Genomic DNA, 12,782 nt, shown 5'->3' on the forward strand with positions numbered 1-12,782 from the left:
ATGGCGGGTTAATCACCCGCCATATCTATTTTAGTCGATGGTACGTAATAGCTCATTGATACCGACTTTACCGCGCGTTTTAGCATCGACTTTTTTGACGATGACCGCGCAATATAGGCTGTAAGAGCCATCTTTGGATGGCAGGTTACCGGAAACCACAACGGAACCCGCCGGTACACGGCCGTAGTGCACTTCACCGGTTTCACGGTCGTAAATACGGGTGCTTTGACCCAGATATACGCCCATGGAGATAACAGAGCCTTCTTCCACGATCACGCCCTCAACCACTTCTGAACGTGCGCCGATGAAACAGTTGTCTTCGATGATGGTTGGGTTAGCTTGCAGGGGCTCCAGTACGCCACCGATGCCGACGCCGCCTGACAGGTGAACGTTTTTACCGATCTGCGCGCAAGAACCGACAGTTGCCCAGGTATCTACCATACTGCCTTCGTCAACATAAGCACCGATGTTCACGTAGGAAGGCATCAGAACCGTGTTGCGAGCAATAAATGCACCTTGGCGAACTGTGGCTGGTGGTACAACGCGGAAGCCTTCTTTCTGGAAGCGCGCTTCATCGTAATCGGCGAACTTCATTGGCACCTTGTCGTAATAACGGGTTTCTGCACCGTCCATCACTTTGTTGTCATTGATGCGGAAAGAAAGCAGCACGGCCTTTTTTAGCCACTGATGCGTTACCCACTGACCGTCAATCTTCTCGGCAACGCGCAGGGCGCCGCTGTCCAACAGGCCGATCACCTGGTTTACCGCTTCGCGCGTTACGGTGTCTGCGTTCGCCGGAGTGATTTCTGCACGGCGTTCGAAGGCGCTTTCAATAACGTTCTGTAATTGCTGCATGCTGTTCTCTGTCCTGATGTTGTCTACGAAAAAGTTACTTGTTACCTGTCATTCTTAACGTTGCATCTGTGTTGGTTCGCACTTTTGCTGCCATGATGCAACGTCAATTATTTAGGGTATATCACAATTTATCGTTTGGATTGAGGGCCTCTGTCAACCGTTGTTCCAACTTTCTGCGCGTTTCCGGGTTAAGGGCGCGTCGATCGCTGTCGGCCAGAATAAATAAATCCTCAACCCGCTCGCCAATGGTGGAGATGCGTGCGCCGTGTAAAGACAGACCGAGATCGGCAAACACTTCTCCTACCCGGGCCAGCAGACCTGGCTGATCGAGTGCGGTCAGTTCCAGATAGCTACGACGGTCTGTATGGGTTGGTAAGAAACTGACTTCGGTCGGTACGCTGAAATGACGCAGCTTGGAGGACGGCCTGCGCACGCGCGGCGGCTGATACTCTCGTTGAGTAATGGCTTGTACCAGCGCGTGACGGATTGCTGCATGACGGTCCTGGGCTAACGGACTGCCATCAGGCTCCAGCACGATAAAGGTATCCATTGCCATGCCGTCGCGGTTAGTGAAGATCTGTGCGTCATGTACGCTCAGGTTACGACGGTCCATTTCGCCAGCTACGGCGGCAAACAGGTAAGGGCGATCCGGGCTCCAGATGAAAATTTCTGTGCCTCCACGTGTCGCTTGCCTGCTGACCAGTACCAACGGTTTGGTGGAGTCATGGGCTAGCAGGTGGCGGGCGTGCCAGGCCAGTTGATTAGGTGAGTGGCGGAGGAAGTAATCGGCACGGCAGCGGCTCCAGATACGGTGCAGCGCTTCTTCGTCGATATTGTCCATACGCAACAGTGCCAAGGCCTGCAGGCGGTGATGTCGTACACGCTCACGCAGATCCGGGCTGTTTTGCATGCCACGCCGCAATTGTTTTTCGGTGGCAAAATACAGTTCACGCAACAGGCTCTGTTTCCAGCTGTTCCACAGGGTTTCGTTGGTGGCACAGATATCCGCCACGGTCAGGCAGACCAGGTAACGCAGACGGGTTTCGCTCTGTACTTCTGCACTAAACTGCTGAATAACTGTCGGATCCTGAATGTCACGGCGTTGTGCGGTCACCGACATCAACAGGTGGCAGCGTACCAACCAAACTACCAATTGAGTCTCTCTGGAATTCAAACCGTGCAGCTCAGCGAACTCCAACACGTCTTGTGCGCCCAGGATAGAGTGGTCGCCACCACGTCCTTTAGCGATATCGTGGAATAAGGCGGCCAGTAACAACAGTTCCGGATTTGGCAGGCGCGGATACAGCTCAACACACAGCGGATGGCGTGGCCGAGTTTCTGCATCGGCAAAGCTTTCCAACTTTTGCAGGACGCGAATGGTGTGTTCGTCGACGGTGTAGGCATGAAACAGATCGAACTGCATTTGCCCTACAATTTTGCCCCACTGCGGCATATAGGCCCACAACACGCTGTGACGGTGCATCGGCACCAGCGCCCGTGAAACCGCACCTGGATGGCGCAAAATGGCCATAAACAGCTCACGTGCCTCTGGAATGTTGCACAGTGGCTGCTTTAGATGCCGGCGCGCGTGACGCAGTTGGCGCACCGTAGTGGAGTAAATGCCTTTGATATCGCGGTTGCGTACCATCAGGTAGAACATCCGCATGATGGATTCCGGTTGGCGGATAAACAATGTTTCGTCACGCAGGTCGATAAGATCGCCGCGTAGTTGGAAATCATCATTCAGCGGACGCGGCTTTTCCGTCGCGTCCAGTGCCAGGATAGCTTCGTCGAACAGTTGCAGCAGCATGTGATTCAATTCGCCCACGCGGCGCGTCATGCGATAAAAATCTTTCATCATGCGCTCAACGGGCTCGTTGCCTTCTCCCTCGTAGCGCAGCAGCTGCGCCACACTGAGTTGGCGATCGAACAGCAACCGGTTGTCATAGCGCGGCAGCACCAGATGCAGGGCAAAGCGGATACGCCACAGGAAGCTCTGGCACTCGTTGAGTTCGTTGCGCTCTGCCTGCGTGAGGAAACCGAAACCGACCATTTCATCCAGTGAGGTCGCCCCGAAGTGACGACGAGCAACCCACAATAGCGTGTGAATATCGCGAAGCCCGCCGGGGCTGCTCTTGATGTCTGGCTCAAGGTTATAGCTGGTGCCGTGATAACGCTGATGACGTTCCTGTTGCTCAACCACTTTCGCGTGGAAAAATTTGGGGGATGGCCAGAAACCATCGCTGAAGATGTGCTTCTGCATTTGCAGGAAGAGGGCGACATCGCCGCAGATCATCCGCGATTCGATCAGGTTGGTGGCGACAGTCAGGTCTGCCAACCCTTCCAACAGACACTCCTCTAGCGTTCGTACGCTGTGGCCCACCTCCAGCTTCAGATCCCACAGCAGGGTGATAAATTCCCCTACACGCTGTGACTGCTGCTCATTCAGACGGCTCTGACTCAGCACCAGTACGTCAATGTCCGAAAGCGGATGCAGTTCGCCACGGCCATAGCCGCCAACGGCCACCAGTGCGGTTTCAGGAATATCTTTAAAGCCGTAGAAGGTCCATAGGCGACGTAGCAGGCGATCGATAAAGTCGCTACGGGCGGCAACCAGGCTTTCGGCGCTGGAGCCGGCATTGAATGCCGCCGCGAGCCAGAGTTGAAACTGTTCAAGGCGCTGTTTCAGCGCGATGCAGTTAATCTCATCATCGCCGTAGGCGTTGGGATATTCAGGCTGTTCCGGCACGGCCTGTTGTGGAATGACCGAGGTGTCTTGTTGGCGAAAGTTTTCAGACATAATACGCAGCCCATAAAAAAGGCCGGCAAAAGCCGGCCTGTGACATCATGCATCGCGGCAAAACGCCGCGGCGCTTACATCTCGTGCGTAATGATGTTGGGGATGGTGTCATCCTTGCGCAACGTCATTATCTCGCAGCCGTTATCTGTGACCACAATAGTATGCTCATACTGTGCCGACAAGCTGCGATCCTTAGTTTTTACCGTCCAACCGTCTTTCATGGTACGGATGCGGTAATCACCGGCGTTAACCATAGGTTCGATAGTAAAGGCCATACCGGGTTGCAACACCACACCGCCGTCATCGGCGTCATAGTGCAGTACCTGTGGTTCTTCATGGAACACTTCGCCAATGCCGTGGCCGCAGTACTCACGCACCACAGAAAAGTTTTCGGCTTCGACGAACTTCTGGATCTCTTTGCCCAGCGTGCGCAGGCGGATGCCTGGCTTCACCATTTTCAGTGACAAATACAGGCTTTCTTGAGTGATGCGGCACAGGCGCTCGCCCAAAATGGTTGGCTTGCCAACAATGAACATTTTGGAGGTATCGCCATGGAAACCGTCTTTGATCACGGTGACGTCGATATTGACGATGTCGCCATCTTTCAAGACTTTGTCATCGCTCGGGATGCCGTGGCAGACCACTTCGTTGACCGAGATACAGACTGATTTTGGGAAACCGTGGTAGCCAAGACAAGCCGAAATGGCCTGCTGTTGGTTAGTGATGTGATCGTGACAGATACGATCAAGTTCGCCGGTGGTCACGCCAGGTTTGACGTGCGGCTCGATGATTTCCAGCACTTCGGCGGCTAATCGGCCAGCCACGCGCATTTTTTGGATGTCATCAGGTGTTTTAATTGAGATTGCCATGAAATTCGTCCGCAGGTGTCGTGCTCGCCGACAACAGAAAGAAATAAGAAGCAGTCTCTTATGGTACCAGCCCGGCCAGAGGCTGCCAAATTTGATTTCTTTACCAGCCTCTGGCCGGTAACAAAAGTTGGTGTCAGGGGCGGGTTTATGGTATAAAGCGCGCCGGCAGATCCGCTCTTCGTCCTTGTGATAATGACGGAAAAGGCCGAAAATACTTTAACTGCACTCACTTTGTGTAAATAACACACACGTATCGGCACATCCGCCGGGGTGCCCTGAGGTGATTTATCACCGCCAGGGTCGGCGTTATGGGATACGTGGAGGCATAACCCCAACTAACTCTATAGAGGTTTAATCATGGCAACTGTTTCCATGCGCGACATGCTCCAGGCTGGTGTACACTTTGGTCACCAGACTCGTTACTGGAACCCGAAAATGAAGCCTTTCATCTTCGGCGCACGTAACAAGGTTCACATCATCAACCTGGAAAAAACTGTACCAATGGCCAACGCAGCACTGGCTGAACTGACCAAGATCTCTTCCCGTAAAGGTAAGATCCTGTTCGTTGGTACTAAGCGCGCAGCAAGCGAAGCGGTAAAAGAATATGCTAACACCTGCGACCAGTTCTTCGTGAACCATCGCTGGTTGGGCGGCATGCTGACTAACTGGAAAACCGTTCGTCAGTCAATCAAACGTTTGAAAGATCTGGAAATCCAGTCTCAAGATGGCACCTTTGACAAGCTGACCAAGAAAGAGGCGCTGATGCGTACTCGCGAACTGGCTAAGCTGGAAAACTCCCTGGGTGGTATCAAGGACATGGGTGGTCTGCCTGACGCTCTGTTCGTAATCGATGCTGATCACGAACACATCGCGATCAAAGAAGCCAACAACCTGGGTATCCCGGTATTCTCTATCGTTGATACCAACTCCGATCCAGACGGCGTTGACTTCATCATCCCTGGTAACGACGATGCAATCCGTGCAATCAAATTGTACCTGACTGCCGTTGCTGCCGCCGTCCGTGAAGGTCGTTCTCAAGATCTGGCCGTTCAAGCGGAAGAAAGCTTCGTAGAAGCTGAATAATAAGGCAAGCTCGTCACTGAGCCCTTATTAACCAGGTATTGAATATGTTGGTTAGGGGGGCCTTTATAGGCCCCCTTTGCTTATCTGAATGAGAACTATCTCTACACGAGATAACCGAGGAAAAAGAAATGGCTGATATTACCGCTGCTCTGGTAAAAGAACTGCGCGAGCGTACTGGCGCTGGCATGATGGATTGTAAGAAAGCGCTGGTTGAATCCAACGGCGACATCGAGCTGGCAATCGAAAACATGCGTAAATCTGGTGCGATCAAAGCGGCGAAAAAAGCAGGCAACGTAGCTGCTGACGGCGTGATCAAAACCAAGATCGAAGGCAACTACGGCGTGATTCTGGAAGTTAACTGCCAGACTGACTTCGTTGCTAAAGATGCTGGTTTCCAGGCATTCGCTGACAAAGTGCTGGACGCTGCTGTTGCAGGCAAAATCACTGATGTTGACGTGTTGAAAGCACAGTTCGAAGAAGAACGTGTAGCGCTGGTTGCAAAAATCGGTGAGAACATCAACATCCGTCGTGTTGCTTCTCTGGAAGGCGAAGTTCTGGGTAGCTACCTGCACGGTGCGCGTATCGGTGTTCTGATCGCGGCTAAAGGCGCTAACGAAGAGCTGGTTAAGCAAATTGCTATGCACGTTGCGGCAAGCAAGCCAGAATTCGTGAAACCAGAAGACGTTTCTGCTGACGTGGTAGAAAAAGAGTACCAGGTTCAGTTGGACATCGCCATGCAGTCTGGCAAGCCGAAAGAAATCGCAGAGAAAATGGTTGAAGGCCGCATGAAGAAATTCACCGGCGAAGTTTCTCTGACTGGTCAGCCTTTCGTTATCGATCCAAGCAAAACCGTTGGCCAAGTGCTGAAAGAGCACAACGCTGACGTTGTTAACTTTATCCGCTTCGAAGTGGGTGAAGGCATCGAGAAAGTTGAGAATGACTTTGCTGCTGAAGTTGCAGCAATGAGCAAACAGTCTTAATGACTGTTAATGGAACCGCCGTCTGGCGGTTCCATTTTATCCAGCCAGAATTACACCGGTGGCAAGCCCTGTGGCATTATACTCAGCACAGGCGCGTTTCATCGGCTGAAATCCCCAATACAAACACTGCTTCTTAGGACAGAACTCCATGGCAACCAATGCAAAACCCGTATATCAGCGTATTCTGCTCAAACTGAGTGGCGAAGCCCTGCAAGGCGCAGAAGGTTTTGGTATCGACGCTAGCGTTTTGGATCGCATGGCTCAGGAAGTTAAAGAGCTGGTCGAACTGGGAATTCAGGTTGGTGTAGTTATTGGCGGCGGTAACCTGTTCCGCGGCGCGGGCCTGGCGCAAGCTGGTATGAACCGCGTAGTGGGCGACCACATGGGAATGCTGGCTACCGTGATGAACGGCCTGGCTATGCGTGATGCACTGCACCGTGCCTATGTGAACGCCCGCCTGATGTCGGCAATTCCGTTGAACGGCGTGTGCGATAACTACAGTTGGGCAGAGGCAATCAGCCTGCTGCGTAATAACCGCGTGGTGATCTTCTCCGCCGGTACCGGTAACCCGTTCTTCACCACCGATTCAGCTGCGTGTCTGCGCGGGATCGAGATTGAAGCGGATGTGGTATTGAAAGCGACCAAAGTGGATGGTGTATACTCCGCTGACCCGGTTAAAAACCCGGATGCAACACTGTATGAGCATATTACCTATCAAGACGTGTTGGAGCGTGAGCTGAAAGTGATGGATCTGGCGGCATTTACGCTGGCTCGCGATCACGGTCTGCCAATCCGCGTATTTAACATGAACAAGCCGGGTGCGTTGCGCCGGGTGGTGATGGGTGAGAACGAAGGTACGCTGATCAGCAAATAAGGCTGTTCTGCCAAATTTAGTGGGAGCGGGTAACGCTATGCGTTGTGCGCTCTCCTTGAGTAAAATTCACGGGCTATACTGTGGTATAGCCTGCCAAGTATCCAGCTTCCAAGGGTTCGCAACGTGATTAATGAAATCAGAAAAGATGCTGATTCACGCATGGAAAAAAGCGTAGAAGCATTCAAAAATCAAATCAGTAAAATCCGTACCGGCCGTGCTTCTCCAAGCATTCTGGACGGCATCATGGTGGAATACTATGGTTCCGCTACGCCGCTGCGTCAGCTGGCTAACGTAACCGTTGAAGACTCCCGTACCTTGGCAATCAACCTGTTTGATCGCTCTTTGGGTTCAGCGGTAGAAAAAGCCATCATGTCTTCTGATCTGGGTCTGAACCCAAGCTCAGCGGGCAGCGTGATCCGCGTTCCATTGCCTCCTTTGACTGAAGAGCGTCGTAAAGACCTGATCAAAGTCGTACGTAATGAAGCAGAGCAGGGCCGTGTGGCGGTACGTAACGTTCGCCGCGATGCCAACGATAAAGTTAAAGCGCTGCTGAAAGACAAGGAAATCAGTGAAGACGAAGACCGTCGTTCACAGGACGATGTTCAGAAACTGACTGATGCCTACATCAAACTTCTGGATGCCGCTCTGGCGGATAAAGAAAAAGAGCTGATGGAATTCTAATCAGCATCGCGCAGAAAAAAAGCGTCGCCTGGGCGGCGCTTTGTTTTTTGTGGCGCAGATCCCGTTTCATCGTACTGATTGATCATGGACAAGTGGTGGCCAAGGTTACACACTGGAGCACCTCCGATCTCATCAGACAGTTATTCAGAGTGAGCTCATGAAGCAACTGACTATTCTTGGCTCTACCGGTTCAGTGGGGACAAGTACCCTGGCCGTGGTTAGGGAAAATCCCGACCGTTTCGCGATTAAAGCACTGGTTGCCGGCCGTAATGTAGCGGTCATGGCGCAACAGTGCATAGAATTTCGTCCAGCCTATGCTGCGATGGCGGATGAAGGCGCTGCACGTGAACTGCGCATCCTGCTGGCGGAAAACGGCATTGCCACCGAGGTGATGTCAGGTGAACAGGCTGCCTGTGAATTGGCGGCGCTGGACGATGTCGATCAGGTTACGGCGGCCATAGTTGGCGCTGCCGGGCTGCTGCCGACGTTAGCGGCCATTCGTGCCGGCAAACAGGTGCTATTGGCGAATAAAGAGTCGCTGGTGACCTGCGGACGCCTGTTCATGGACGCGGTTCAAAAGAGCCAGACGCAGTTGTTGCCGCTGGATAGCGAGCATAATGCGATTTTTCAGAGTTTGCCTGAGAGCATTCAGCGTCAGTTGGGATACTCTTCATTAGACAGTCATGGTGTCTCGCGCATCGTGCTTACCGGTTCTGGTGGCCCATTCCGTACTACGCCAATGGAACAGTTCGCCACGATGACACCGGATCAAGCCTGCGCCCATCCTAATTGGTCGATGGGGCGCAAGATCTCGGTAGATTCCGCCACCATGATGAATAAAGGACTGGAATATATTGAGGCCCGTTGGCTGTTTAATGCCTCGGCCGAACAAATGGAAGTGATTCTGCATCCGCAGTCGGTGATCCACTCAATGGTGCGCTACGCTGATGGCAGTGTGCTGGCTCAGTTGGGTACGCCAGATATGCGTACCCCGATTGCCCACGCGATGGCATATCCTCAGCGTATCAGTTCAGGTGTAGAAGCACTGGATTTCTGCCGTATTGGCTCACTGACCTTTGCTGAACCTGAGCGGGAGCGCTATCCCTGCCTGTATCTGGCAATTGAAGCCTTTGATGCTGGTCAGGCGGCAACGACAGCACTGAATGCAGCCAACGAAGTCGCTGTGGCGGCTTTCTTGCAGGAGCAGATTCGCTTTACCGATATAGCGGCAGTGAACCAAAAAGTGGTCGAGCGGCTATCAGTGCAGGAACCGTCTTGCATTGATGCGGTCTTAGAAATAGATCGTCAGGCACGTGAGGTTGCAGTTGGATTCGTTAAATCACTGCGTAACTGATACCGGCAATTATCCTATTTTGTTCGCAAATTACGCGTGCCGCAGTGGGGCCGTTTGTTCAGGCCCGGTTGAGGTGGTATAGTCTGCGCCACCTGTCAGCGGTTATACCGTTGAATTATGGCCTGATTGACATCTCGAATGCCGATAGCGCAGCAGATATTACCTGCTGTCGCTGGGCAGACTGAAAAGCCGTGTCGGGCACACGGCTTTTTTTGCGCGTAAGGGTCTGATGTTCCGGAAGGGCAGTTGTATTTCTATTGAGGAAATAAGTACGAGTTATGTCGTCCGCAAATCAACAAGAGGCTAATCCGTCCACTCTGGGGCCACGACATGTCGCCATTATTATGGACGGCAACGGACGCTGGGCTAAACGTCAGGGTAAGTTACGTGTCTTCGGTCATAAAGCAGGGGTGAAATCGGTTCGGCGTGCTGTCAGCTTTGCCGCCAACAACCATTTAGATGCGCTCACGCTTTATGCCTTCAGCAGCGAGAACTGGAACCGTCCGGTGCAGGAAGTCTCCGCCTTAATGGAGCTTTTTGTCCGTGCCCTGGATAGCGAAGTAAAAAGCCTGCATAAACATAACGTCAGACTGCGGGTGATCGGCGACATCAGCCGTTTCAGTACGCGTTTGCAAGAGCGGATCCATCGCTCTGAGCAACTGACAGAAAATAACGATGGCCTGACACTCAACATTGCTGCCAACTATGGTGGCCGTTGGGATATTATTCAGGGAGTAAGGGAACTGGCTGAGCAGGTGAAGGATGGTGTACTGCATCCGGATCAAATTAGCGAAGAGTTACTGGGTGAGCGGGTCTGTATGAGTGACCTATCACCGGTGGATCTGGTGATCCGCACTGGTGGTGAACATCGCATCAGTAACTTTTTGCTGTGGCAAATTGCTTATGCCGAACTTTACTTTACTGATGTACTCTGGCCTGATTTTGATGAACTTGTCTTTGAAGGTGCGCTGAATGCATTTGCACAACGCGAGCGTCGCTTCGGGGGAACAACACCTATCGGCGCCAATGCGTCCTAGGGGGAACTTTTGCTGAAGTATCGCCTCATAACTGCTCTGATCTTAATTCCGATTGTTATCGCAGCGCTGTTTTTGCTGCCGCCGGTGGGCTTTGCCCTGGTAACGCTCGTTGTGTGCATGTTAGCTGCCTGGGAGTGGGGCCAATTGGCCGGTTTTACTTCCCGCTCGCAGCGCATCTGGTTGGCGATATTGTGCGGCTTCCTGCTGGCGTTAATGATGCTCAGCATTCCGGCTTATCACCAGTCGGTCCATTTGCCACAGGTCGGTGGGCCGTTATGGCTGTCACTGGTTTGGTGGCTGGCAGCGTTGTTACTGGTCCTGTTTTATCCCGGTTCGGCAGCACTGTGGCGTAACTCACGCCCGATACGTCTGGTTTTCGGTCTGCTGACCATTGTGCCGTTCTTCTGGGGCATGCTGTCGTTGCGTCAGTTCGGTTATGAACAAAACCACTTCACCGGCGCCTGGTGGCTGCTGTACGTGATGTTGTTGGTTTGGGGCGCGGATTCCGGCGCCTATATGTTTGGCAAATTGTTTGGCAAGCATAAACTGGCACCGAAAGTTTCTCCGGGGAAAACCTGGGAGGGGCTCATTGGTGGCCTGATCACCTCAGCCCTGATATCTTGGCTGTTTGGCCGTTACGCCCCGTTGAATGTGGTGCCGGCGACCTTACTGATTTGTTCGATAGTGGCTGCGCTGGCTTCGGTGCTGGGTGACCTTACCGAGAGCATGTTCAAACGCGAAGCAGGTATCAAAGACAGTGGTCATTTGATACCGGGTCATGGCGGTATACTGGATCGTATCGACAGCCTGACCGCAGCAGTGCCTGTATTTGCCTGCCTGATGCTGTTAGTGTTTTAATCCGTCAATGGCGGGGAGTGAAGGGATTATGGTTAGCGTGCTCTGGAACTTAGTCGCATTTCTTGTTGCGCTCGGTGTTTTAATCACCGTGCACGAGTTCGGGCACTTTTGGGTTGCTCGTCGTTGCGGCGTCCGTGTAGAGCGCTTCTCCATTGGTTTTGGCCGTGCTTTGTGGCGTCGTACAGATCGCCAGGGTACGGAGTATGTGATTGCCCTGATCCCGCTGGGCGGCTATGTGAAGATGCTTGATGAGCGTGTTGACTCGGTTGCACCGGAACTCCGCCATCAGGCATTTAACAACAAGACCGTGTGGCAACGCGCGGCTATCGTCAGTGCCGGCCCTATCGCCAATTTCCTGTTCGCTATCCTTGCCTACTGGCTGGTATTCATTATCGGCGTTCCCAGTTTCCGTCCTGTGATCGGTGAAATCTCACCACAATCGATCGCGGCCAACGCTGAAATTTCGCCTGGAATGGAACTTAAGTCTGTCGATGGCATCGAAACGCCTGATTGGGAATCAGTTCGTTTGGCGCTGGTGACAAAGATTGGCGACGCGCAAACCGAAGTAGGTATCGCGCCGTTTGGTTCTTCTCGGGTGGTCACTAAAACCCTGGATTTACGCCAATGGAACTTTGAGCCGGACAAGCAAGATCCCGTGGTGGCATTGGGTATCATTCCGCGTGGCCCGCAGATAGAATCTGTCCTTGCCGAAGTGCAGCCGAATTCGGCAGCGCAAAAGGCGGGTTTACAAGCAGGGGACAGGATCGTTAAAGTCGATGGTCAGCTATTGGGTCGTTGGCAAACGTTGGTTAAACGGATCCACAACGGTCCAGGACAACCACTGGCTTTAGAGATCGAAAGAAACGGCGTCCCCTTGTCTTTGTCGCTGATACCGGATACAAAGCCGGTGGGAAAAGACAAAACCGTGGGTTTTGCAGGCATCATTCCGAAAGTGCTGCCGCTGCCAGACGAGTATAAAACGATTCGCCAGTATGGACCTTTCCCAGCGTTGTATCAGGCTGGGGACAAGACCTGGCAGCTAATGAGCCTTACGGTCAAAATGCTGGGCAAATTAATAACCGGTGATGTAAAGCTGAACAACCTGAGTGGCCCGATTTCGATTGCACAGGGAGCAGGGGCGTCAGCTGGGGTCGGGTTTGTGTATTATCTGATGTTCCTGGCGTTGATCAGTGTCAACCTGGGTATCATCAACCTGTTCCCATTACCGGTGTTAGATGGTGGGCATCTCCTTTTCCTGGCGATAGAAAAGCTGAAAGGTGGGCCGGTTTCCGAGCGAGTACAGGACTACAGTTACCGCATTGGTTCGATCGTGTTGGTGCTTTTAATGGGTCTTGCACTTTTCAATGATTTTTCTCGTCTTTAGGGACGGG

At 52.7% G+C, this 12,782-nt stretch carries 11 protein-coding genes; 8 read left to right on the forward strand and 3 right to left on the reverse strand.

The features are described 5' to 3' along the window. Positions 1-30: 30 nt before the first annotated feature. From dapD to map, 3 genes are all read right to left on the reverse strand, one after another. On the reverse strand, positions 31-855 hold the full coding sequence (dapD, locus tag SGR01S_RS20710) for a 2,3,4,5-tetrahydropyridine-2,6-dicarboxylate N-succinyltransferase (RefSeq protein ID WP_037418465.1): 825 nt from the start codon (positions 853-855) through the stop codon (positions 31-33). Between the two features lie 121 nt (positions 856-976). Further along, positions 977-3,655 (reverse strand): bifunctional uridylyltransferase/uridylyl-removing protein GlnD, encoded by a 2,679-nt coding sequence (glnD, locus tag SGR01S_RS20715; RefSeq protein ID WP_061808468.1) that lies wholly within the window; start codon positions 3,653-3,655, stop codon positions 977-979. A 74-nt stretch (positions 3,656-3,729) separates the two neighbouring features. Continuing rightward, on the reverse strand, positions 3,730-4,524 hold the full coding sequence (gene map / locus SGR01S_RS20720; RefSeq protein WP_037418856.1) for a type I methionyl aminopeptidase: 795 nt from the start codon (positions 4,522-4,524) through the stop codon (positions 3,730-3,732). A gap of 357 nt (positions 4,525-4,881) precedes the next feature. Between map and rpsB the strand changes: the two genes are divergently transcribed. The 8 genes from rpsB (at position 4,882) to rseP (ending at position 12,775) form a co-directional block, all read left to right on the forward strand. Next, a complete protein-coding gene (rpsB, locus tag SGR01S_RS20725; RefSeq protein ID WP_020828365.1) occupies positions 4,882-5,607 on the forward strand; it encodes a 30S ribosomal protein S2 in 726 nt (241 codons plus the stop codon). A gap of 128 nt (positions 5,608-5,735) precedes the next feature. Continuing rightward, the gene (gene tsf / locus SGR01S_RS20730) at positions 5,736-6,587 is read left to right on the forward strand and encodes a translation elongation factor Ts (protein ID WP_037418853.1); all 852 of its coding nucleotides are present in this window, start codon (positions 5,736-5,738) and stop codon (positions 6,585-6,587) included. 148 nt (positions 6,588-6,735) lie between these two features. Beyond that, positions 6,736-7,461 (forward strand): UMP kinase, encoded by a 726-nt coding sequence (gene pyrH, locus SGR01S_RS20735; RefSeq protein ID WP_004952223.1) that lies wholly within the window; start codon positions 6,736-6,738, stop codon positions 7,459-7,461. 123 nt (positions 7,462-7,584) lie between these two features. Beyond that, a complete protein-coding gene (gene frr, locus SGR01S_RS20740; protein WP_037418850.1) occupies positions 7,585-8,142 on the forward strand; it encodes a ribosome recycling factor in 558 nt (185 codons plus the stop codon). A 157-nt stretch (positions 8,143-8,299) separates the two neighbouring features. Beyond that, positions 8,300-9,496 carry a 1-deoxy-D-xylulose-5-phosphate reductoisomerase gene (ispC, locus tag SGR01S_RS20745; protein ID WP_061808469.1) on the forward strand — a complete coding sequence of 399 codons (1,197 nt, stop codon included), beginning with the start codon at positions 8,300-8,302 and terminating at the stop codon, positions 9,494-9,496. Between the two features lie 278 nt (positions 9,497-9,774). Further along, entirely contained in the window at positions 9,775-10,533 is a 759-nt protein-coding gene (gene ispU / locus SGR01S_RS20750; protein WP_061808470.1) for a (2E,6E)-farnesyl-diphosphate-specific ditrans,polycis-undecaprenyl-diphosphate synthase, read from the forward strand. 9 nt (positions 10,534-10,542) lie between these two features. Next, positions 10,543-11,391, forward strand: a complete 849-nt coding sequence (gene cdsA, locus SGR01S_RS20755; protein ID WP_037418841.1) for a phosphatidate cytidylyltransferase — start codon at positions 10,543-10,545, stop codon at positions 11,389-11,391. 28 nt (positions 11,392-11,419) lie between these two features. Continuing rightward, entirely contained in the window at positions 11,420-12,775 is a 1,356-nt protein-coding gene (rseP, locus tag SGR01S_RS20760; protein WP_061808471.1) for a sigma E protease regulator RseP, read from the forward strand. Positions 12,776-12,782 lie beyond the last annotated feature (7 nt).

It is taken from the genome of Serratia grimesii NBRC 13537, from assembly GCF_001590905.1.
GTDB classification, from domain to species: Bacteria; Pseudomonadota; Gammaproteobacteria; order Enterobacterales; family Enterobacteriaceae; genus Serratia; species Serratia grimesii.